Source organism: Mesorhizobium sp. Root695, from assembly GCF_001428185.1.
Taxonomy (GTDB): Bacteria; Pseudomonadota; Alphaproteobacteria; order Rhizobiales; family Rhizobiaceae; genus Mesorhizobium.
Window position 1 is genome coordinate 60,582 of sequence record NZ_LMHO01000043.1, and the last position, 20,226, is coordinate 80,807.

Annotated in this window: 21 protein-coding genes; 13 read left to right on the forward strand and 8 right to left on the reverse strand. The window is 61.5% G+C overall.

What is annotated here, in order from left to right:
* Positions 1 to 363: 363 nt before the first annotated feature.
* Together ASD99_RS26970 and ASD99_RS26975 are read left to right on the forward strand one after the other, a co-directional pair.
* A complete protein-coding gene (locus ASD99_RS26970; protein WP_057145541.1) occupies positions 364 to 717 on the forward strand; it encodes a DUF5330 domain-containing protein in 354 nt (117 codons plus the stop codon).
* A gap of 101 nt (positions 718 to 818) precedes the next feature.
* Positions 819 to 1,247 (forward strand): SufE family protein, encoded by a 429-nt coding sequence (locus ASD99_RS26975; protein WP_056580686.1) that lies wholly within the window; start codon positions 819 to 821, stop codon positions 1,245 to 1,247.
* A 112-nt stretch (positions 1,248 to 1,359) separates the two neighbouring features.
* On the opposite strand, the gene ASD99_RS26980 is transcribed toward ASD99_RS26975, so the two are convergent.
* Both ASD99_RS26980 and ASD99_RS26985 read right to left on the reverse strand, forming a co-directional pair.
* Positions 1,360 to 1,785: a MucR family transcriptional regulator gene (locus ASD99_RS26980; protein WP_013532660.1), complete on the reverse strand. Its 426-nt coding sequence runs from the start codon at positions 1,783 to 1,785 to the stop codon at positions 1,360 to 1,362.
* Positions 1,786 to 2,225: 440 nt separating this feature from the next.
* Positions 2,226 to 2,594, reverse strand: a complete 369-nt coding sequence (locus ASD99_RS26985; protein WP_056581896.1) for a hypothetical protein — start codon at positions 2,592 to 2,594, stop codon at positions 2,226 to 2,228.
* Between the two features lie 116 nt (positions 2,595 to 2,710).
* Between ASD99_RS26985 and ASD99_RS26990 the strand changes: the two genes are divergently transcribed.
* From ASD99_RS26990 to ASD99_RS27000, 3 genes are all read left to right on the forward strand, one after another.
* Positions 2,711 to 4,834: a S9 family peptidase gene (locus ASD99_RS26990; RefSeq protein WP_057145440.1), complete on the forward strand. Its 2,124-nt coding sequence runs from the start codon at positions 2,711 to 2,713 to the stop codon at positions 4,832 to 4,834.
* Positions 4,831 to 5,457, forward strand: coding sequence for a LysE family translocator (locus ASD99_RS26995; protein WP_056580695.1), 627 nt, complete (start codon positions 4,831 to 4,833; stop codon positions 5,455 to 5,457). The genes ASD99_RS26990 and ASD99_RS26995 overlap by 4 nt, the downstream gene beginning before the upstream one ends.
* Positions 5,458 to 5,689: 232 nt before the next feature.
* The gene (locus tag ASD99_RS27000; RefSeq protein WP_056580698.1) at positions 5,690 to 6,091 is read left to right on the forward strand and encodes an SET domain-containing protein; all 402 of its coding nucleotides are present in this window, start codon (positions 5,690 to 5,692) and stop codon (positions 6,089 to 6,091) included.
* Here the strand turns inward: ASD99_RS27000 and ASD99_RS27005 are convergent.
* The 4 genes from ASD99_RS27005 to ASD99_RS27020 all read right to left on the reverse strand — a co-directional run bounded on the left by ASD99_RS27005 (position 6,088) and on the right by ASD99_RS27020 (position 9,246).
* Positions 6,088 to 7,038, reverse strand: coding sequence for a cytochrome c (locus ASD99_RS27005; RefSeq protein ID WP_057145441.1), 951 nt, complete (start codon positions 7,036 to 7,038; stop codon positions 6,088 to 6,090). The two genes, ASD99_RS27000 and ASD99_RS27005, sit on opposite strands and share 4 nt — an antisense overlap.
* A gap of 9 nt (positions 7,039 to 7,047) precedes the next feature.
* A complete protein-coding gene (locus ASD99_RS27010; protein WP_056580704.1) occupies positions 7,048 to 7,485 on the reverse strand; it encodes a c-type cytochrome in 438 nt (145 codons plus the stop codon).
* A 175-nt stretch (positions 7,486 to 7,660) separates the two neighbouring features.
* On the reverse strand, positions 7,661 to 8,260 hold the full coding sequence (locus tag ASD99_RS27015; RefSeq protein ID WP_057145442.1) for a superoxide dismutase: 600 nt from the start codon (positions 8,258 to 8,260) through the stop codon (positions 7,661 to 7,663).
* A gap of 107 nt (positions 8,261 to 8,367) precedes the next feature.
* Positions 8,368 to 9,246 carry a branched-chain amino acid aminotransferase gene (locus ASD99_RS27020; protein WP_056580708.1) on the reverse strand — a complete coding sequence of 293 codons (879 nt, stop codon included), beginning with the start codon at positions 9,244 to 9,246 and terminating at the stop codon, positions 8,368 to 8,370.
* A gap of 157 nt (positions 9,247 to 9,403) precedes the next feature.
* On the opposite strand from ASD99_RS27020, the gene ASD99_RS27025 reads away from it, so the two are divergent.
* The 4 genes from ASD99_RS27025 to ASD99_RS27040 all read left to right on the forward strand — a co-directional run bounded on the left by ASD99_RS27025 (position 9,404) and on the right by ASD99_RS27040 (position 13,470).
* Positions 9,404 to 10,066 carry a haloacid dehalogenase type II gene (locus ASD99_RS27025; RefSeq protein ID WP_056580710.1) on the forward strand — a complete coding sequence of 221 codons (663 nt, stop codon included), beginning with the start codon at positions 9,404 to 9,406 and terminating at the stop codon, positions 10,064 to 10,066.
* Positions 10,067 to 10,234: 168 nt separating this feature from the next.
* Positions 10,235 to 11,059, forward strand: a complete 825-nt coding sequence (locus ASD99_RS27030; protein WP_056580714.1) for a L,D-transpeptidase — start codon at positions 10,235 to 10,237, stop codon at positions 11,057 to 11,059.
* Positions 11,060 to 11,181: 122 nt separating this feature from the next.
* Positions 11,182 to 12,264, forward strand: coding sequence for an alpha/beta fold hydrolase (locus ASD99_RS27035; RefSeq protein WP_056580716.1), 1,083 nt, complete (start codon positions 11,182 to 11,184; stop codon positions 12,262 to 12,264).
* Positions 12,265 to 12,420: 156 nt separating this feature from the next.
* The gene (locus ASD99_RS27040; RefSeq protein WP_057145443.1) at positions 12,421 to 13,470 is read left to right on the forward strand and encodes a class I SAM-dependent methyltransferase; all 1,050 of its coding nucleotides are present in this window, start codon (positions 12,421 to 12,423) and stop codon (positions 13,468 to 13,470) included.
* 114 nt (positions 13,471 to 13,584) lie between these two features.
* On the opposite strand, the gene ASD99_RS27045 is transcribed toward ASD99_RS27040, so the two are convergent.
* Positions 13,585 to 15,132 carry a helicase HerA-like C-terminal domain-containing protein gene (locus ASD99_RS27045; protein ID WP_057145444.1) on the reverse strand — a complete coding sequence of 516 codons (1,548 nt, stop codon included), beginning with the start codon at positions 15,130 to 15,132 and terminating at the stop codon, positions 13,585 to 13,587.
* 281 nt (positions 15,133 to 15,413) lie between these two features.
* Here ASD99_RS27045 and ASD99_RS27050 point away from each other — a divergent pair, with 281 nt between their 5' ends.
* The 4 genes from ASD99_RS27050 (at position 15,414) to ASD99_RS27065 (ending at position 19,660) form a co-directional block, all read left to right on the forward strand.
* Positions 15,414 to 16,856: a methylmalonyl-CoA mutase subunit beta gene (locus tag ASD99_RS27050; protein WP_056580726.1), complete on the forward strand. Its 1,443-nt coding sequence runs from the start codon at positions 15,414 to 15,416 to the stop codon at positions 16,854 to 16,856.
* Positions 16,853 to 18,976 carry a methylmalonyl-CoA mutase gene (gene scpA, locus ASD99_RS27055; protein ID WP_057145445.1) on the forward strand — a complete coding sequence of 708 codons (2,124 nt, stop codon included), beginning with the start codon at positions 16,853 to 16,855 and terminating at the stop codon, positions 18,974 to 18,976. The genes ASD99_RS27050 and scpA overlap by 4 nt, the downstream gene beginning before the upstream one ends.
* A 70-nt stretch (positions 18,977 to 19,046) precedes the next feature.
* Positions 19,047 to 19,277: an AbrB/MazE/SpoVT family DNA-binding domain-containing protein gene (locus tag ASD99_RS27060; RefSeq protein WP_023760503.1), complete on the forward strand. Its 231-nt coding sequence runs from the start codon at positions 19,047 to 19,049 to the stop codon at positions 19,275 to 19,277.
* Positions 19,274 to 19,660 carry a type II toxin-antitoxin system death-on-curing family toxin gene (locus tag ASD99_RS27065; protein ID WP_056580737.1) on the forward strand — a complete coding sequence of 129 codons (387 nt, stop codon included), beginning with the start codon at positions 19,274 to 19,276 and terminating at the stop codon, positions 19,658 to 19,660. The genes ASD99_RS27060 and ASD99_RS27065 overlap by 4 nt, the downstream gene beginning before the upstream one ends.
* Here the strand turns inward: ASD99_RS27065 and greA are convergent.
* Positions 19,657 to 20,130 (reverse strand): transcription elongation factor GreA, encoded by a 474-nt coding sequence (gene greA, locus ASD99_RS27070; protein ID WP_056580741.1) that lies wholly within the window; start codon positions 20,128 to 20,130, stop codon positions 19,657 to 19,659. The genes ASD99_RS27065 and greA overlap by 4 nt on opposite strands.
* Between the last annotated feature and the right edge of the window lie 96 nt (positions 20,131 to 20,226).

Here is a 20,226-nt window from a genome sequence, read left to right on the forward strand (position 1 = left end):
GCCCCGGCCTGCGGCAAATATCGGGATGCCGGCAGCCGAAAGCCCGGGCAAATGCAGCCATAGTAAACGGAGGGTTATTCGGCGACGGTGCCCATCGGGTGGGTGCATGCGGCACCTTGACTCCGAGATTTCAAGAAAAATACAGGAAAAACATGGAGATAGATGGTTATCCCATGTTAAGGAAACTCATTCGGATTTGAGACAAATCGTTTGCACAACGGCTCGTTTCGAATTTGCCTAAAATTTGAGGAAAATTGTCGCTTTGCCTGCAAGCCGTCCTTTGCGCCTGTGTGCCAACATCCTGCCACAAAAGAGGTCATGCCATATGGACGCATGATCCGGTCACGACGAGAGGGCAAGGGCATGTTCTTTTTGATGAGAATGGCTTTCTGGTTTTCGCTGGTGCTGCTGGCGTTGCCATTGAGTGTCGGTTCCGATGAAGCGGGGCATGAAAGCGTCGGGCCGATCCAGGCCTTGTTTGCGGCACGCGAGGCAGTTGGCGACATCGCCGGCATTTGCGAACGCAAGCCCGATGTCTGTGAAACCGGCAAGTCCGCGATGCACACCATCACCGCGCGCGCCAAGGAGACCGCCAAGATCGCGGCAGCAATGCTGGACGACAAGTCCACTGCCGGCCCCGATACATCGACGATGACTGGCAGCGTGCCGGAAGAAATCGTCTTGCCCGAGACAGTCACCCTGCCGACGCAGAATTAAGCCGTTTCGACGGCGCACCGCGGGCTGTCTGCCCTCTCGACACCCGCGGTGTCCTTGTTTTTTCCGTGACGCGGAGCCGCCGCGTGACTATATCCGGCATTATGACCACGACGATCCAGACGATCCGCGACGACTTCTCGTTCCTTGAGGAATGGGAAGACCGCTATCGTTACGTCATCGAACTCGGCGAGGCCTTGCCGCCGTTTCCTGACGAGCAGCGCAGCGCCACCAACAAGGTGCCGGGTTGTGTCAGCCAGGTCTGGCTGACCACCGAACGCGGAGCTGGGGCCGACCCGGTCATCACCTTCACCGGCGATTCGGACGCTCATATCGTGCGTGGGCTGGTCGCGATCATGCTGGCGCTGTTTTCCGGCAGGACCGCCAGCGAAATCCAGAAGACCGATGCGGAAGCGACATTGAAAGAGCTCGGCCTCGACGAGCATCTGTCGCCGCAGCGCGCCAACGGCCTTCGCTCGATGGTCAAGCGTATCAAGCGCGATGCCGAGGTGGCGCTCAAGCAGACCGCCTGAGCGCGTTTCACACTCTTCCTGGAATTGCTCTACTCGATCAGCGCGTTGCCGCCCCGCAAAATCAAACGGCGCCCGAAGGCGCCGTTTATCGATTCGGTCTGGCTGGCTGCGATTACCGCGCCTTGCGCTTGCGGCCGAGACCCATCTTCTTGGCGAGCTGGGACCGGGCAGCCGCATAGTTGGGTGCAACCATCGGATAGGTCGGGTCGAGGTTCCACTTTTCGCGATACTGATCCGGCGTCAGGTCATAATGGGTCATCAGATGGCGCTTCAGCGACTTGAACTTCTTGCCGTCTTCGAGGCAGACGATGTAGTCGTCATGAACCGAGCGCTTCGGGTTGACCGCCGGCTTTTGCTTGTCGGCAGGCGGCTGTTCGGCGGTTCCGCCCACACGCCCGAGTGCGGCATGGACATCGGATATCAGGTTCGGCAATTCGCCGACCGGCACGGGATTGTTGCTGACATAGGCGGCCACCACATCGGCGGTCAATTCGATCAGCGCATCGCTGTTTCTGGAAGGTGTTTCGACAATATCCATGGTCTTCAGGCCCCAACAAGAGTTACTCGATCCGCGCCCTTTTTTACAGGCAGGGCATTGCACGAACTTTGTGCAGGTAGAGCTTCTGCGATTCGTCTCGCGGGCACATCAATGAGCCTGCGCGCCAAGTAAGTCAATTCGACCCTTGCGCTATATTGAACGATGTTGGTCAATTATTCCCGGATCAGCTTCAATCTTTCGTGCATTGTGCAATTTATCGATATTTCGCCCGCCAACCAGCAACGGCTGACGCGACGTCAGCTCGTCGTTACATTCGCGGCAACTCACAAAGCGGGTTTCAATGCTTGATTTTGCTTGGCTATTGCACGCGCAAACTTGGTTGTTCATATCTGTCCACAAAACCACAGGTTGCCGCCGTCGAGCAAGCAATCAGGGACATCTCTGTCATCCGGCCGGATCGGTTAACCGCGCCGCGTCAATCAATGCGGGGTTATGTATTTGCCGTAGGCCCACCCGGTGACGAAGTTGCCGTTCTGGGCCGGGTCATGCCAGATTTCGCACCAACGATAGCGAACCTTCTGTTCCTGCTTCCACGCCGGCTGGTTGGCGATGTCGAGCAGGTTTATCCCGCCGGTGCATCGTCCGGTCATCTGCAGAACGGTCCCATTCGGGTATGCCGCCTGCTTCTGGGACGTGCCCGAAGGGTATTTGCGCACATTGAGCGTGTCGCCGAACGGCACATTGGCCACTTGCCAAGCCGCGAATACGGTCGCATGAGACTGGCCGGCAAAGGCCAGAGTTAGCGAAGCAACGGCGAAAGCCGCAGCAGTCCGAGACCGAACAGTCATCATCTTTCCTCCCGGCTCATCTCCTGGAGCCGACACAACCCATAGACTGCGGCTCTTGAACCCGCCCTGATCGGTGTGTTCATTTGCCATTCAAGATACTTCCAAAGCGAGACGCAATGACCAAGACATCCGTATTTCCGATCGTCAGCCCGCCAACGCCCGAGAAGCGGCCGGTTTCCGACACACATCACGGCATCACGCGAACCGACGACTATGCCTGGCTGCGCGCCGACAACTGGCAGGAGATGTTCCGGGACCCGTCATTGCTAGATGCGGGGATCCGAGCTGAGCTCGAGGCGGAGAATGCCTACCAGTCAAAGCTGATGGCCGATACGGTCGAGATGCAGAAGCAGCTTTTCAAGGAGATGAAGGGCCGTATCAAGGAAGACGATTCTTCCGTGCCGATGAAGGATGGGCCCTATGCCTATGGTTCGTCCTTCAAGCTTGGCGGCGAGCAGCCGCGCTATTTCCGCATGCCGCGCGACGGCGGCGCCGAGCATATCCTGCTCGACGGCGACGCGGAGGCCGCAGGCAAGGCCTATTTCCGTCTTGGCGGTGTCGACCATTCGGCCGACCACACCAAGCTGCTGTGGGCATTCGACGACAAGGGCTCCGAATTCTACACGCTTCGCGTGCGCGACCTTGCCGATGGCAAGGAGCTTGCCGACCAGATACCCGACACCGGCGGTTCAGGTGTCTGGAGCGCCGGCAATGACGGCTTCTTCTATACGCGACTCGACCCCAACCACCGGCCGTCCAAGGTCCTGTTCCATGCGCTGGGCGACAGCCCGCAAAGCGATCGGCTGATTTATGAGGAAACCGATCCCGGCTTCTTCATGAATGTCGACGGCACCCGCAACAACGAATGGATCATGATCGGCATCAACGATCACGAAACTTCGGAATACCGCCTCTTGAGCGCCAGCGATCCGTTTGCCGAACCGAAACTGGTCTCGCCGCGTGAGATTGGCCTTCAGTATGACCTTGAAGAAGGGGGCGACATCTTCTTCATCCTGACCAATGCCGATGGCGCCAAGGATTTCAAGATCATGACGGCACCGGCGAGCGATCCGGTCCGTGCCAACTGGCAGGAACTGGTGCCGCATGAACCCGGGCGACTGATCCTGTCGGTGATCGGCTTCAGGGACCACATGGTCCGGCTCGAACGCAAGGAAGGCTTGCCGCGCATTGTCGTGCGCGACCGCAGCAGCGGCGAGGAGCATCATCTGTCCCTAGACGAGGAGGCTTTCTCGCTCGGCCTGTCGGGTTCCTATGAGTACGATACCGAGATCATGCGCTTTTCCTACTCGTCGATGACGACGCCGGCCCAGGTGTTCGACTACAATATGCGCACCCGCGAGCGGGTGCTGCTGAAAACCCAGGAGGTGCCGTCCGGCCATGACGCGGAGCACTATGTCACCAGGCGGCTGATGGCGCCGGCCAGCGATGGCGAACTGGTGCCGATCTCGCTCTTGCACCACCGCGACACGCCGCTGGATGGATCCGCACCGTGCCTGCTTTATGGCTACGGCTCCTACGGCATCACCGTGCCGGCCGCCTTCAACACCAACTGGTTCTCGCTGGTCGACCGCGGCTTCGTCTTTGCCATCGCTCACGTCCGCGGCGGCAAGGACAAGGGCTATGGCTGGTACGACGACGGCAAGCGGGCGCACAAGATGAACACCTTCACCGATTTCATCGCCGTCGCGCGCCATCTGGTGACCGAGCGCTACACGGCGCATGACAGGATCGTCGCGCAAGGCGGTTCGGCCGGCGGCATGCTGATGGGCGCCATCGCCAACATGGCGCCGGATTGTTTCGGCGGCATCGTCGCCGAGGTTCCTTTCGTCGATGTGCTCACCACCATGCTCGACGCGAGCCTGCCGCTGACGCCGCCGGAATGGCCTGAATGGGGCAATCCGATCGCGTCAGCCGACGACTATCGAACCATCGCCGCCTATTCGCCCTACGACAATGTCGCAGCGCTCAACTATCCGCCGATCCTGGCGCTGGCCGGTCTCACCGATCCGCGCGTCACCTATTGGGAGCCCGCCAAATGGGTGGCGCGGCTGCGCGAGCGCAAGAGCGGCGACAATCCGGTGCTGTTCAAGATCAACATGGATTCCGGCCATGCCGGTGCCTCCGGCCGGTTTTCGCGGCTGGAGGAGATCGCCTACACTTATTCGTTTGCACTGAAGGTGATGGGCAGGGCGCAGCTTACTGGAGAAATCGTCCGATGATCGATCTCGCTACCTTGATTGCCTATGTCGCGGTTGTGCTCGGCTTCGTCTTTATTCCGGGTCCGGCCACGCTCCTTACCATAGCGCGGGCAACGAGCTCCGGAACCAAGGTTGGCATCGCGACCGGCGCCGGGATCGCTGCCGGCGACGTGTTTCACACCGTCATGGCGATGGTTGGCATCTCGGCGATCATCGCCACGTCGGCGGCGCTGTTCAGTATCATAAAGTACATCGGCGCGGCCTACCTGGTTTATCTCGGCATTCGCGCGATCATCGAGAAAACACCAGCCAACCCGGCTGCCGGTGCGCTCGCGATCTCCGCCGGCAAGGCGTTTCGACAGGCTGTCCTGACCGAAGTGCTCAACCCCAAGACCGCGCTGTTCTTCCTCGCTTTTCTGCCTCAGTTCGTGCGGCCTGAAAACGGATCGGTGATGCTTCAGTTGACCATATTGGGGGTTATCTTCGTCTTACTCGGCTTTTTCAGCACGGTCGTCTTCGCGGCGAGCGCCGGTCGGCTCGGCGCGTTCCTGCGCCGAAATCCGACAGTGCTGAAGTGGCAAGGCAAGGTTGTTGGCGGCATCTACTGCGCTCTGGGTATTCGGCTCGCGCTGCAGCAGCGCTGACCTTTTCATCCCTATTCGCCGTCGGTCAGCGGAACGGGTCGCGAACCGACCGCCGCTGTTCCTCGACGGATTTCCAATGTCATGAGTTTTTGATTTGCGTATAATCTTTTCCGAGGCTTCATTTCGCGGTCATGCGCCGCGATTTTCTGCTCGCAATTGCCACCATCGCGCGCTACCCAATGCCCGGCTTTTCAAAGCCGCGACTGCCAGTACTGTCTCGCAAGGGTCCGCCATGCTGCTCGTTGACGTCTATCTCGACAAATCGTCCATCCAGGGCATCGGTGTGTTTGCCAGGGCCCACATTCCGCGCGGCACGCTGATCTGGAAGTTGGACCCGAGATTCGATCGGATCATCGACGTGGAAACTTATGAGAGCGAAAGCGGATCGGTGAAGAACTATCTCGACCGCTATTCCTACCCCGACCGGCGCGACCCGAACTACATCGTCTTCGAAGCCGACGACGCCCGCTTCATGAACCATGCGGATGAGCCGAATTGCGACGTCTCCTCACCTGAGGAAACATACGCCTTGCGCGATATCGCGCCTGGCGAGGAACTGACCTGCGACTACAATCATTTCTTTGAAACCGGCTTCGATTTCCTCGGCGACCGCCACCTGTCGCCGGAAAACTAGCTCGCCGGCTTTTTGCGCGGCGGATAGCCGTTTGGATGCGGCGGTACCGCCTTGAGGTAGGCGGCGATGGCCGCACGGTCCTCGGGCGCGAGTTCGGCCATGTTCCGCTGCACGTCGACCATGGCGCCGCCGACGGAATCGAAATCAGGCGTGAAGCCGGTTTCGAGGTAGTTGGCGATGTCGGCTTCCGACCAATCGCCGATACCGCCTTCGCCCGATGTGATGTTCGGCACGACGCCGCTGCCCTCGGCGGCCACGGCGCCGGCCAGCCACGCGTTCTTTTTCGTACCGCCTGCAAAATCGCGCGGCGTGTGGCATTCGCCGCAGTGCCCCGGCCCTTCGACCAGATAGCGGCCGGCCATCACCGGGCCAGGCGTGCCATCGGGCAAGGGAACGACCGGCTGGTCGCTGAGATAGAGCAGTTTCCAAAGGCCGATGCCGCGGCGGATGTTGAAGGGGAAGCTGAGCGAGTTCGCTGGCGCCTTGCCGGCGACGGCCGGTAGCGTCTTCAGGAAAGCATAGAGGTCGGCAATGTCGGCCGGATTCATGCGCGCGTAGGATGCATAGGGAAAGGCCGGATAGAAGTGTTCGCTCGAGGGCGACACGCCCTTCAGCATGGCATTGGCGAGGTTCTCGACAGACCAGGCGCCGATGCCGTCCTTGGGATCCTGCGAAATATTGGGCGGCACGAAGGTGCCGAACGGCGTCTTCAGTTCGAGGCCGCCGACCAGTTGAAGGCGGGCGTCACCCTGCGAGCCCGGCTTCGAATGACAGGATGTGCAGCCGCCGGCATAAAAAATGCGCTTGCCCCTGGCGGCATCGCCAGGGCCGAGTTGCGCCACAGTTTCAGCATCCAGCCTTACCGGCGCCGACAGCAGCCATCCGGCAACCGCGCCGACGCCGCCCAGAACGAGGACGGCGCCGACGAGTTTTCTCAGCAAGGGCATCGGCCGCGATCAGCCCTTTTTCACCCTGTAAGTCTGATGGCAGCTGGCGCAGTCACCGCCGATGGTGTTGAGCTGCGTCGTCAAGGCATCAACATCGGCTGGCGGCGCCGCGACCGCGGCCTTGACGTCGGCCAGAAGCTTGTCCTCGGCCGCATTGAAGCCGACCTTGTCTTCCCAGATTTTTGGCGAGGCCGTGGTGTCACCCGTATCGCTGCCGGCCGGGAACAGCGCCTCGGCATTGAACTTCTCGGCATTGGCTTGCAGCGCCTGCAGCGCCGTCAGTACGGCCGCGGCGTCGAAGGATTCTTCACCTTTGACAACCTTCGACAATCCGCCGGCAATCTTTCCACGTTCCTTCATCAGAGCCTGCCGGTCGAGGATCGGATCGGCGGAGGCCACCGAACCGGCAAAGGCGAGCATAGAGATGGCGAGGACAAGCTTTCTCATTCAATTGGCTCCATGAGGAAGGTATTCGGACAGGGCGTTAACCGACGCTGCCAGGGCGTTAACGGACGCTGCGTGGGGAATATTCCCTTCCCCCGGATGATTTTTCTCAAACCTTAACGAAGACCTCGACGCCAAAAGAAAAGCCCCGGGGATGCCGAGGCTTTCTGAAAATCGGTCACTTCGCCTTTTCGTACAATTCCAGCACGTGATCCCAGTTGATCAGGCTGTCGACGAACGCCTCGAGATATTTCGGCCGAGCGTTGCGGTAGTCGATGTAATAGGAGTGCTCCCAGACATCGACGCCGAGGATCGGCGACGCGCCATGGACGAGCGGGTTCTCGCCATTCGGCGTCTTCGAGATCGCCAGCTTGCCATCCTTGACCGAGACCCAGGCCCAGCCGGAGCCGAACTGTGTCGTGCCGGCGGCAATGAAGTCGGCCTTGAACTTGTCGTAACCACCGAGATCGCTATCGACCGCCTTCTGCAGGGCGCCCGGCAATTTGTTGCCGCCGCCGCCCTTCTTCATCCACTTCCAGAAATGGATGTGATTGTAGTGCTGGGCGGCATTATTGAAGAGACCGGCATTCTTGCCGAACGACTGCTTGACCACCTCTTCGACCGACAGATCGCCCATGCCGGCTTCGGCGGCGAGCTTGTTGCCGTTGTCGACATACGCCTTGTGGTGCTTGTCGTGGTGATATTCCAGCGTCTCTTTCGACATGTAAGGCTGCAAGGCCTCATATTCGTAAGGCAAAGCGGGCAATTCAAAAGCCATGGATGGTACTCCCTCGTGGAAAAATCCGGTGTCGATACCGGACTAAGATAGGGCTGGAACGGGTTGGGACAACTCCGGGATGAAGCGTCGATCGCCTTTTTATCCGCTCAGGCGGCGGAAGTCGAATGCGCCCAATCCCAATAGAGTTCGCGCGCCTTCTTGGCCACCGGCCCGGGTTGCAGGTTGCGGTCTTCGATACGGGTGATCGGCACCACCTTGGAATGGTTTCCGGTTGAGAAGATCTCGTCCGCTTCGAGGAAATCGCGCACCGACAGCGTCTTTTCCGTGGTCTTGAAGCCATACTCGCCAAGCAGCGTTATCGTGCGCGAGCGGGTGATGCCGGAGAGGAACGTGCCGTTCGGCGCCGGTGTAAAGACATGACCGTCCTTGACCAGGAAGATGTTCGAGGTTCCAGTCTCGGCGACGTTGCCCAGCATGTCGAGCACCATTGCGTTGTCGAAGCCTCGCATCTTGGCTTCGAGAATGGCACGACCGTTGTTGGGGTAGAGGCAGCCGGCCTTGGCGTTGGTCGGCATGGTTTCGATGGTCGGGCGCCGGAAAGGCGATACGGTCACCGAAAAGCCGGTCGGCGGTATCATCGGTGATTCGTAGAGGCAAAGGCAGAAGCGGGTCGACGCGGGATCGGCCGGCACGCCCATATAGCCGCCGTGCTCGGCCCAGTACATCGGCCTGATGTAGACCGCAGTCTTGCCGTCGAACTTCTTCAACCCATCCCACGTCAGCCCAACGATCTTGTCGGCAGTCATCGACGGCTTGAGACCGAGTGCAATCGCCGAGGAATTCACCCTGGCGGCATGAAGCTCGAGGTCGGGGGCGACGCCTTCGAACCAGCGGCCGCCGTCGAACACGCTGGTGCCGAGCCACATGGCGTGGCTGCGCGGTCCCAGAATGGCGACATTGCCCTCGTGCCAATCACCATCGACGAAAGTCCATGTCGCGGATTGCGCCGCAGCCGCCAGTGTCATCGTGTTATCCCGTCTCAATCGATCTCGTGTGACAGCTATTGGAAGATGCTTTGGCGGGCGCCGTCAACCGGCATCAAGGAGTTTTGTTGAGGCCAGAGACGGAGCGCGATGCAATCAAGGCTTGCACCTTGTCGCGCCTGCCCTCAAAACTGTTATCATGCAATACACCGCCTATGTCTTCGACGCCTATGGCACGCTGTTCGACGTGCATGCCGCCGTGCGCCGCCATGCCGACCGGGTCGGGGCGGACGGCCAATTGTTGTCCGAGATCTGGCGCGCCAAGCAACTCGAATATTCCTGGGTGCGCACGCTGATGGGCGCCTATGTCGATTTCTGGCAGTTGACCGAACAGGCGCTCGATTTCGCCTTGCGCAAGGTTCCCTCGGCCGACCCCGGCCTCAAGGCGACATTGCTGGATGCCTACTGGCGGCTGGATTGCTATCCGGAAGTGCCGGCCGTACTCAAGGCGCTCAAGGCCTCCGGAGCGCGGCTGGCGATCCTGTCCAATGGCTCGCCCGAAATGCTGCAGGCGGCGGTCAAGTCCGCCGCGCTCGACCAAGTCCTCGACGATATCTATTCCGTCGATACGGTGCGGCGCTTCAAGACCGATCCGGCGGTCTACGACATGATCGCCACCGGCTGGCGCCTCTATCCCGGCGCGGTATCCTTCCAGTCCTCCAATCGCTGGGACATCGCCGGCGCCACCAAGTTCGGTTTTCGCACGGTGTGGATCAACCGTTCCAACCAGCCCGAAGAATACCGGGACTTCCCACCGGCCCTGATCCTGCCATCGCTCGAAGCTTTGGTGCCGGGTAGCTAAGATCTGTGGCCCTGGCGCCACAGTGGCCTCGCGGTCACAGCTTCGCCTTTGTTTGTCCACCTTCAGGCCAGAATCGGAACCGCCTATCGCCCCAGGTGTTGTCAGGCACCCGCGCAACGGTCGGCGAATTCATGCTTTGTTGCGATTTGAGACTTAAAGAAGGCAACCATGTCCAAAACCGAAATCGAATCTCTTCGCCTGAGCCGTCGCGGCTTTCTCAACGCCGCAGCCTTGGGCGCCGCTTCGATCGCGGTTTCCGCATGCGCCACCACCGGGCCGGGGCCGGTCGAGCCGCCTCCGCCAACCTATGTCGAGCCGCCCCTGCCCGACTATGCGACGATGTACGCGGCCGTCAGCGATGGCGGTTTCGACCTTCCCGCCATACCGTTCGACAAAATCGATCCGCAGTTCCTGCGCCAGATCGTTCCCGATCCGACGGGGCAGAAGCCCGGCACCATCATCGTCGACACGACCGGACACCATCTCTATCTCGTGCGCCCGGGCGGCCAGGCGATCCGTTACGGCGTCGGTCTCGGCCGCGCCGGCTTCGAATGGTCCGGCGACGCCGTGGTCCAGTGGAAGCAGAAGTGGCCGAAGTGGACGCCGCCGGATGAAATGATCGCCCGGCAGCCGGAATTGAAGCCGTACAGCGCCGACAATGGCGGCATGCCCGGCGGCTTGAAGAACCCGCTCGGTGCGCGTGCGCTCTATCTTTTCCAGGGCAACGTCGACACGCTCTACCGCCTGCATGGCTCTCCGGAATGGAAGTCGATCGGCAAGTCGGTCTCTTCAGGCTGCGTGCGCCTTATGAATCAGGACATTATCGACCTCTATGACCGCGTGCCTTCCAAGACGCCTGTCATCGTGACCAGCGACGCCAGCCAGCCGATGGTGGCGACGGCCAACCGCCAGGCGATCCCGATCGACGCCGGCGTGCCGGACGGATCGGTGCTGCTCGGCCCGGTAAAGGCAGTGACAGACGCGGTCTTCTGATCAGGCGAGGGAGCGGCGGATTTGGCGCTCCTTCCACCGGATGATTGTCCTGAAACGATATCGATTCTGCGTCTGCGGAGATCGGTCTGTTGACTGGCGCGCCACTGCGATATTCTTGGGCGATGAAACTCAGCCAGAGCATACGGTTCTGCACGTCCGAAGACGGTACCCGCATCGCTGTCGCATCCTGCGGAGAGGGAAAGGTGATCGTGCGGGCGGCGCACTGGTTGAGCCATGTCGATTATGATCTGGAAAGTCCGGTTTGGCGGCCATGGCTCCAGGTCCTTTCGGCCCGCAACCGGTTTGTACGCTACGATCCACGCGGCTGCGGCTTATCGGATCGCCATGTCGCCGACCTGTCGATCGAGGCGTGGCACGCAGACCTGGACGCCGTGACGGCGACCATCGAGCAGCCAAGCTTCGTTCTGCTCGGTCTTTCGCAGGGCGGCGCTCTCAGCATCGCATATGCATTACGGCACCCTGAGCGGGTGTCGCATTTGGTGCTCCTCAACGCCTATGGTCAGGGTGCGAGGGTTCGGGCGCAGACCGAGGCCGAACGGTTGGAAGCCGAAACGCTTGTCAATTTCGTTCGCATTGGCTGGGGACGCGAAAATCCTGCGTTCTGCCGGTTCTTCACCAATCTTTTCATTCCCGACGGGACACAAGAACAGCATCGCTGGTGGGGCGATCTCGAGCGTGTGACGGCAAGCGCCGACGTGGCCGCCCGCCTGCTCTGGCAGATGCAGGGGATCGACGTCCTGGACCTTGCGGCGAAACTCCGCGTCCCGACATTGATCGCGCACAGCCGCGGGGATATGCGCGTGCCATTCAATGAAGGCTGCAAGCTTGCCGCAGCGATCCCTGGAGCGCGCTTCCTACCGCTTGAAAGCAAGAACCATGTTCTCCTGCCGACCGAGCCGGCCTGGGCTGTATTTCAGAGCGAACTTGACGCCTTCCTCGGACATGACCGGCCCAAGCAATCGCGCGCAATCCACGAGGCCGGCCTGACACCTGCCGAGGCGGCGCTTCTGGATCTGGTTAAAGAGGGGCTGGACAACCGCGCCATCGCGCAACGCCTTAGCAAGAGCGTGAAGACGGTGCGCAACCAGCTGTCGATGATCTTCGGCAAGCTTGGCGTGCACAGCCGATCGCAGGCAATCGTGATGACGCTGTCCGACAGAGGGCGAGCGCCGCAGCCCGATTGAGAGCGGCGCAGCCATAAAAGTGGGACATCTGTCCCTGTTTGGACCCGATTTCCTTGCCCGCGCGGGACCGCCGCATCATGCCCATCGTTCCCCGGCGTCTCATCCTTGGATTGACGGACCGCAAAGGCGTCGTCCGAAGATCAGGAGGAACCCGACATGACGCAACTCAATGAAACCACGCTCAATGAATTGGTAGGCCGCGTCCTGGGCGACCTTGGCGGGGCAGTCAGTGTACCGTTGGTTCGAATCGGAGATGCGCTGGGTCTGTACAAGACGCTCAAGGAGATCGGGGCGGCGAAGGCCGACGAACTTGCCGATGCCACGGGATGCGCGCGCCGCTACGTTCGCGAATGGCTGGCGGCACAGGCGGCGTCCGGCTACGTGCATTTTGAACATGGGCGGTTCTCGCTGACGCCCGAGCAGTCATTCATATTTGCGGAGCCTGACAGCCCGGTCCATCTGATCGGCGGGTTCGATACCGCGGCCGCCATGGTCGAGAACCAGCCAAAGGTGCAATCGGCTTTCAAGACCGGACGCGGCGTTGCCTGGGGCGACCAGGCAGGTTGTCTGTTCTGCGCGGTGTCACGCCTGTTCCGGCCGGGTTATGTCAATGCCCTGGTGAAGGAATGGCTGCCGGCGCTTGACGGGGTTGTCGACAAGTTGAAGGCGGGTGCGTCGGTGGCCGACGTTGGGTGTGGGCACGGGCTGTCGACGATCCTGATGGCGCAGGCGTTCCCCCACTCCCGATTCATAGGTTACGACTTCCATCCGGCCTCGATTGCCGCCGCGACCGCGCACGCCCGGTCGTACGGGCTGACGAACCTGGATTTCGAGGTCGGCCGGGCGCAGGACTTTCCAGGACACGACTTCGATCTGGTCACTTGCTTCGACTGCTTGCACGATATGGGCGATCCGAAGACCGCGGCGGTGCATATTCGCAATTCGCTGAAAGACGGCGGCACCTGGATGGTCGTCGAGCCCATGGCAGGAGACACGCTGGAGGAAAATATCAATCCGGTCGGACGGCTCTACTACTCGGCCTCGACGATGATCTGCGTTCCCACATCGCTGGCACAGGAGACGGGCCTCGCGCTTGGCGCGCAAGCGGGAGAGAACCGGCTGACCGAGGTGATCCGCTCAGGTGGTTTCTCTCGTGTCCGGCGGGCCGCCCAGACCCCCCTCAACATGGTGCTCGAAGCGACCTGACGACGAAAAGGCCGGTTCGGGTCCCGATCCGAACCGGCCAAAATCTCTATCCGCAACCAGCTGTTCTGATGTCCTCCCGACCGCGGCACGGCCTCAAGCCGCGGCATCCGAGGCTCACCGCCCCCTGGAAAGACTGCCCAGGATCCCGCGCACGATCGCCCGGCCAACCGACGAGCCGACCGAGCGCACCACCGACTTGATCGCCGCCTCGGCCACGGTCTGGCGATTGGACGGGCGCGGCGCTGGGGCGCGCCTGCCACCGGATTGTGGCGCAGGATCGTCATTGCCGAAGCCTGGAATGGTCCAGCGCGAGCCGCCGCTGCCGTCCTGCTGCGCCTGCTCTTCTGCATCCTGCGCGTCCTTGGCCTTTTTCTGCAGCATCTCGAAAGCCGATTCGCGATCGATGAGCTGGTCGTACTGGCCGGTGACCGGGCTTTCCTGGATCAGCTTTTGCCGTTCGGCGGGCGTGATCGGCCCGAGGCGCGAGGATGGCGGACGGATCAATGTTCGCTGCACCATGGACGGAACACCCTTGGTTTCGAGCGTCGAGACCAGCGCCTCACCGGTGCCGAGCTGGGTGATGGCGGTCATGCAGTCGAAGTCCGGATTTGGCCGGAACGTCTCGGCCGCCGTCCGCACCGCCTGCTGCTCACGCGGCGTATAGGCGCGCAGCGCGTGCTGGACGCGGTTGCCGAGCTGGGCCAGAACTTTTTCGGGGATATCCAATGGGTTCTGCGTGACGAAATAGACGCCGACGCCTTTCGAGCGGATCAGGCGGACGACTTGTTCGACGCGATCGATCAGCACTTTGGGTGCTTCGTCGAACAGAAGATGCGCCTCGTCGAAAAAGAACACCAGCTTCGGCTTGTCGGGATCGCCGACTTCCGGCAGCACCTCGAACAGTTCCGACATCAGCCACAGCAGGAAGGTCGCGTATAGCCGCGGGTTCATCATCAGCTTGTCGGCGGCAAGCACGCTGATGGCGCCCCGTCCATCGCGGGTGGTGCGCATGATGTCGGCGATGCGCAGTGCCGGCTCACCGAAGAAGTTTGCCGCGCCCTGCTGCTCCAGGACCAGCAGCGTGCGCTGGATCGCCCCGACCGACGGCTTCGTCACATTTCCGTAGCGCGAGCCGATCTCGTCGGCGCGCTCGGCGATGTTGGCCAGCAGCGCCTGCAGATCCTTCATGTCGAGCAGCAGCAGGCCTTCCTCGTCAGCCAGGCGGAAGGCGATGTTCATGATGCCTTCCTGCGCCTCGGTCAGGTTCATCAGCCGCGACAAAAGCAATGGCCCCATTTCGGAAACGGTGGCACGGATCGGGTGACCCTGCTCGCCGAACAGATCCCAGAAGATGACCGGAAATTCCTGGAAGTCATAAGGGTCGAGCTTGATCTGCTCGGCCCGCTTGACCAGGAAATCCTGTGCCGTGCCCATCATGGCGATGCCGGACAGATCGCCCTTGATGTCGGCGCAGAACACCGGCACGCCGGCATTGGAAAATCCTTCCGCCAATATCTGCAAGGTGACGGTCTTGCCGGTACCGGTGGCGCCGGTCACCAGACCGTGACGATTCCCGTATTGCAGCAACAGTTGCTCGGCACGCTGATAGCTGTCGTCGAGCTTGCGGCTGGCGCCGATGAAAATACTGGTGTCGTCAGCCATATGTCCGGTCTCCGCAAACTGATGTGTTTAAAAGCCAATGGCCTTGCCGCAGGTATAGTGAGGCCATCGCAGAGCGACAATGCCAATCCTCAAAATCGGTTTTTGGGAGCTTGCGGATTTTGCCGGTGTTTGGCAATCGTTCATGGTTCGTCCACTCAGGCTTCCCTATATCTGGTGGATCGAATTCGGTCTCTGAAAGAGCATTGCATTGCGATATCGGACCGGTGACCGTAGACTGAACCGCTCCCGGCTGGTGCGGCCGCATAAAACGAGGAGGACGGATGGGCGCCGGAGCCTTGACCAGGGATGTTGAACCCGAGAACGCCGAGCGCCCGCGATGGCTGGCGTTGGCGGAAAAGGCGCTGGCCGGCGCCTCCTTCGAGGAAAAGCTGGTCTCGCATAGCGACGACAACATCCGCATCGAACCGCTCTACGACCGCAGCACCGCGGCGGAGCCGATCGTGCGCGCCAACCCTAAATCGCCCTGGATCGTCAGCCAGCGCGTCGACGATCCGGACATCGAGCGCGCCAGAACCCAGGCTCTGGACGATGTGGCACAGGGTGCCACGGGATTGTCACTGGTCTTCGAAGGGGCGCCGAACGCGTTCGGCTACGGCCTGCCGAGAACGGCGGAAGCGCTGGAGACGGTGCTGGACGGCGTCCCGCTCAACCGCATCCAGGTTCGGATCGACGCCCATCCCTGGAGCCGCGCCGTGGCTGACTGGCTGGTCGCGTTCCTGAGCAAACGCCGGTCGGACCCGGCAAAGCTCAACCTCTCCTTCGGCATCGATCCGGCGGCCATCTTCGCCGGAACCGGCCGGTTGCGCATGTCGATCGAGGCGCTGCAGGCCTCCATGCCGCAGTCGCTGGCGCATTTCTTCTCGATGGGCGTTCCGGGCGTGCTGCTGGAGGCGGACGGGCGTGTGTTCCACAACGCCGGTGCGACAGAGGCGCAGGAGCTTGGCATCATGCTGGCTTCGGCGGTCTCCTATCTCAGAATGTTCGAGACGGCACGGCAGCCACTTGTCTATGCCGCGCCCCATATCGGATTTGCGCTCAGCGTCGACCAGGACCAGTTGCTGTCAATGGCCAAGGTGAGAGCCCTGCGCAGGCTCTGGGCACGGGTGCAGGAGTCTTGTTCGATCCCGACATCCACCGCCAACATCCATGCCGAGACGTCGTTTCGCATGATGACGGCGATGGACCCGGAGACCAACATCCTGCGCACCACGATTGCCTGCTTTGCCGCGGCGTGTGGCGGCGCCGATTCGATCTCCATCCTGCCGCACACGATCGCGCATGGCTTGCCGGCGGGATTTGCCCGTCGCGTTGCCCGCAACGCGCAGCTGATCATGGCCAATGAAAGCCATATCGATCATGTCGCCGATCCCGCCTATGGTTCCGGCGCGGTCGAAGCGCTGACCGCTGAACTCTGTGAGATAGCCTGGGCGGAACTGCAGACAATCGAGGCCGAGGGCGGCGTCCTGTCCAGCCTTCAGGACGGACACATCCAGAAGCGCGTTCACGCCGCGGCAGCGCAGCGCAATGCAGCCTACCGGGCAGGCGAGCGGACCATTATCGGCACCACGCTTTACCCGCTGAAAGACGAACGTCCGGTCGAGACGCTGGCGGCTGAACGGCGGCCGGCCTTCACCGAAGGCGTTGCCGTCTGCGAGCCGCTGCCTCCGGCCCGCATCGACCAATCGATCGGAGCCACCTCTTGATCCCTGATTTCAGCCAGATCGGCTGGGTCCCGCCACGCCACGCACCCGTCGAAGTCAAGGGCCAGCGGACGACGCCAGAAGGGCTCGTCGCCAAGCATCTGTACAATCAAAGCGACCTCAAGGGGTTGCCGTATCTCGACACCTACCCGGGCCTGCCGCCCTTCGTGCGCGGTCCCTACCCGACCATGTATGTCCAGCAGCCCTGGACGATCCGGCAATATGCCGGCTTCTCGACGGCCGAGGAATCCAACGCCTTCTACCGGCGCAATCTTGCCGCCGGCCAGAAAGGGCTGTCGGTCGCCTTCGATCTTGCCACGCATCGCGGCTATGACAGCGACCATCCGCGCGTCGCCGGCGATGTCGGCATGGCGGGCGTCGCCATCGATTCTATTCTCGATATGCGCCAGCTCTTCGACGGCATTCCGCTCGGCGACATGACGGTGTCGATGACGATGAACGGCGCGGTGCTGCCGATCATGGCGCTCTACATCGTCGCGGCGGAAGAACAGGGCGTTGCGCAGAAGGATCTTGCCGGCACCATTCAGAACGACATTCTGAAGGAGTTCATGGTCCGCAACACCTACATTTATCCGCCGAAACCCTCGATGCGGATCGTGTCGGACATCTTCTCCTACACGTCGAAGAACATGCCGAAGTTCAATTCGATATCGATCTCCGGCTATCATATGCAGGAGGCCGGTGCGACGGCCGACCTGGAACTCGCCTATACGATCGCCGACGGCATCGAATATGCTCGCGCCGGCGTTGCGGCGGGCCTCGACATCGACCGCTTCGCGCCGCGCCTGTCCTTCTTCTGGGCCATCGGCATGAACTTCTTCATGGAAGTCGCCAAGCTGCGGGCCGCGCGGCTGCTGTGGGCGACGTTGATGGAGAAGAATTTTTCGCCGAAGGACGAGCGCTCGCTGTCGCTGCGCACCCATTGCCAGACCTCGGGCTGGTCGCTGACGGCGCAGGACCCCTACAACAACATCGTCCGCACCATGATAGAGGCGATGGCGGCAACGCAGGGCCACACGCAGTCGCTGCACACCAATTCCTTCGACGAGGCGATGGCGCTGCCGACCGATCATTCGGCGCGCATCGCCCGCAACACCCAGCTCATCCTGCAAATGGAATCCGGCACCACGCGCGTCATCGACCCATGGGGCGGTTCGGCCTATCTCGAACGGCTGACGCATGACTTGGCGGCGCGCGCGCTTGCCCATATCGAGGAGGTCGAGGCGCTCGGCGGCATGGCCGCCGCGACCGAGCAGGGCATTCCCAAGCTGCGCATCGAGGAAGCCGCCGCGCGGACGCAGGCGCGGATCGATTCCGGCGAGCAGATGCTGGTCGGCGTCAACGCGCATCGTCCCGGGACCGACATCGAGGTCGACGTGCTGAAGATCGACAATGCCGAGGTCAGGGCCCGGCAATTGTCGAAGCTGCAACGGCTGAAGGGCACACGCGACGTCGGCGCGGTCGAGAGCGCACTCGACGCGCTTACCCGCGCCGCGCAAGGCAATGAAAACCTGCTGGAGTTCGCCATCCGCGCCGCGCGCGCCAATGCCACGGTCGGTGAAATCTCGTTTGCGCTTGAGAAAGTCTTTGGCCGCCACGTCGCCACGGTGCAGACCATTTCCGGCGTCTATCGCAAGGCCCTTGGCGATAATCCCGTGGTAGACGGCCTGAAGGACAAGCTTGAAGCTTTCGAAAAGAAATCCGGCGGCAGGCCGCGCATTCTCGTTGCCAAGATGGGACAAGACGGCCACGACCGTGGCCAGAAGGTCATCGCCACGGCCTTCGCCGATCTCGGCTTCGATGTCACCGTCGGCGCGATGTTCCAGACCCCCGATGAGATCGCCAGGCTCGCCGTCGCACAGGATGTCCATATCGTCGGCGCCTCGTCTCTGGCGGCAGGGCATCTAACGCTGATCCCCGAACTGCGCGATGCGCTGAAGAAGCTCGGCCGAGGCGATATGCTGATCGTCGCCGGTGGCGTCATTCCACCGCAGGACTACGACGCGGTGCTGCTAGCAGGTGCTGCCGAAATCTTCCCGCCGGGCACCGTCATTCCGGAGGCAGCGGATCGTTTGCTGGACCGCCTGCTGGCGGCCCGATAGGCTTGTTATAATATCCGTTGCAACAGCACTCCTGTCGAGTTATAATCGGCGTTGCAACAGGATATCCATCATGAACACGACCATACGCAAGATCGGCAATTCCGAGGGCGTGATCCTGCCGAAGGAGTTGCTCGACCGTTTGAACATGAAGGCAGGCGACAGCATCGTCATCGTTCAGGAAGGCGAAGAGCTTCGCTTGCGTCGCACCGAAGACAGCGCCGAGGAATTCGAGCGCAAGATGAAGATCGCGCGTGAGCGGATGAAAAAGTACGAGGTTGCCTACCGCGCGCTCGCGAAATGACCGAGCATCATTCGCGGGAATTCGTGGAGTCGCTTCACGCCGAGCAGTTGCGCCTGCACGGAGGGGCGGCAGGCATACGCGATGAAGGCATGCTGGAGTCGGCGCTCTCTCGTCCAAAGCAGCGAGAGATTTATGGCGATCCGGATCTGTGCGAACTGGCGGCGGCATACCTGTTCGGCATCGCCAAGAACCACCCGTTCGTTGACGGCAACAAGCGTACTGCCTTTGCCGCGGCCGATCTGTTTCTTTATTTCAACGGATTAAGCGTCGAGGCCGACCAGCAGGACGTCATTCAACTGGTCTTGATGGTCGCCGCCGGCGAGATCGATGAAACTGGAGCCGCGGCTTTCTTCCGCGACCATGTCGTCAAGCTTGAGGATTAGCTCTCGGAGAGCTTGACGATTTCCCATTCCTTGCCGTTGACGCTGGCCACGTCGCCGACCTTCTTGCCGAACAGGGCCACGGCCATCGGCGAAACATGCGAAATGCTACCCTTGGTCGGATCGGCCTCGTCCTCGCCGACGATTTTCCAGTGCACCTTCCTGCCGTCATCGCCCTCCAGCGTGACGCCCATGCCGAAGCGCACCAGGTCGCTGCCCGGCTCCGGCAAAGAGAGCTCGGCACTTTCACGCCGGGCGGTCCAATAGCGCAGGTCACGCGACACAACCGCGATGCGCTCGCGGTCTGCTTTCCGTTCGGCCTTCGCCAACATGTCGCGCAGATCGGCCAGATTCTCCTCGATCTGCGCCAGACCGTGCTCCGTAACCAGATTGCGATACTGGCTGACCGGCCGCTCACCGACCCCGGCAATGGCGTTTTCGCTGTCTTCCTCGCGGGTAAAAGCTCTGCTCATTCCCTAAGCTTAGGCGCGGAAAGTCTGCTCGACAAGCCATTGTCTCTGGTCTCGAGAGGAGGCCGAGCGTCTGGCACGATTCCTGCGATACCGAGG

What these genes read in the sequence shown, in the direction of transcription:
- ASD99_RS27050 (WP_056580726.1), top strand. Translation starts at nt 15,414, where the DNA reads ATGGGCGCCGGAGCCTTGACCAGGGATGTTGAACCCGAGAACGCCGAG.
- ASD99_RS26970 (WP_057145541.1), top strand. Translation starts at nt 364, where the DNA reads ATGTTCTTTTTGATGAGAATGGCTTTCTGGTTTTCGCTGGTGCTGCTG.
- ASD99_RS27010 (WP_056580704.1), bottom strand. Translation starts at nt 7,485, where the DNA reads ATGAGAAAGCTTGTCCTCGCCATCTCTATGCTCGCCTTTGCCGGTTCG.
- ASD99_RS27035 (WP_056580716.1), top strand. Translation starts at nt 11,182, where the DNA reads ATGAAACTCAGCCAGAGCATACGGTTCTGCACGTCCGAAGACGGTACC.
- ASD99_RS26995 (WP_056580695.1), top strand. Translation starts at nt 4,831, where the DNA reads ATGATCGATCTCGCTACCTTGATTGCCTATGTCGCGGTTGTGCTCGGC.
- ASD99_RS27000 (WP_056580698.1), top strand. Translation starts at nt 5,690, where the DNA reads ATGCTGCTCGTTGACGTCTATCTCGACAAATCGTCCATCCAGGGCATC.
- ASD99_RS27065 (WP_056580737.1), top strand. Translation starts at nt 19,274, where the DNA reads ATGACCGAGCATCATTCGCGGGAATTCGTGGAGTCGCTTCACGCCGAG.
- ASD99_RS26985 (WP_056581896.1), bottom strand. Translation starts at nt 2,594, where the DNA reads ATGACTGTTCGGTCTCGGACTGCTGCGGCTTTCGCCGTTGCTTCGCTA.
- ASD99_RS26975 (WP_056580686.1), top strand. Translation starts at nt 819, where the DNA reads ATGACCACGACGATCCAGACGATCCGCGACGACTTCTCGTTCCTTGAG.
- ASD99_RS27020 (WP_056580708.1), bottom strand. Translation starts at nt 9,246, where the DNA reads ATGACACTGGCGGCTGCGGCGCAATCCGCGACATGGACTTTCGTCGAT.
- ASD99_RS26990 (WP_057145440.1), top strand. Translation starts at nt 2,711, where the DNA reads ATGACCAAGACATCCGTATTTCCGATCGTCAGCCCGCCAACGCCCGAG.
- ASD99_RS27040 (WP_057145443.1), top strand. Translation starts at nt 12,421, where the DNA reads ATGACGCAACTCAATGAAACCACGCTCAATGAATTGGTAGGCCGCGTC.
- ASD99_RS27030 (WP_056580714.1), top strand. Translation starts at nt 10,235, where the DNA reads ATGTCCAAAACCGAAATCGAATCTCTTCGCCTGAGCCGTCGCGGCTTT.
- ASD99_RS27045 (WP_057145444.1), bottom strand. Translation starts at nt 15,132, where the DNA reads ATGGCTGACGACACCAGTATTTTCATCGGCGCCAGCCGCAAGCTCGAC.
- ASD99_RS27060 (WP_023760503.1), top strand. Translation starts at nt 19,047, where the DNA reads ATGAACACGACCATACGCAAGATCGGCAATTCCGAGGGCGTGATCCTG.
- ASD99_RS27015 (WP_057145442.1), bottom strand. Translation starts at nt 8,260, where the DNA reads ATGGCTTTTGAATTGCCCGCTTTGCCTTACGAATATGAGGCCTTGCAG.
- ASD99_RS27025 (WP_056580710.1), top strand. Translation starts at nt 9,404, where the DNA reads ATGCAATACACCGCCTATGTCTTCGACGCCTATGGCACGCTGTTCGAC.
- ASD99_RS26980 (WP_013532660.1), bottom strand. Translation starts at nt 1,785, where the DNA reads ATGGATATTGTCGAAACACCTTCCAGAAACAGCGATGCGCTGATCGAA.
- ASD99_RS27005 (WP_057145441.1), bottom strand. Translation starts at nt 7,038, where the DNA reads ATGCCCTTGCTGAGAAAACTCGTCGGCGCCGTCCTCGTTCTGGGCGGC.
- greA (WP_056580741.1), bottom strand. Translation starts at nt 20,130, where the DNA reads ATGAGCAGAGCTTTTACCCGCGAGGAAGACAGCGAAAACGCCATTGCC.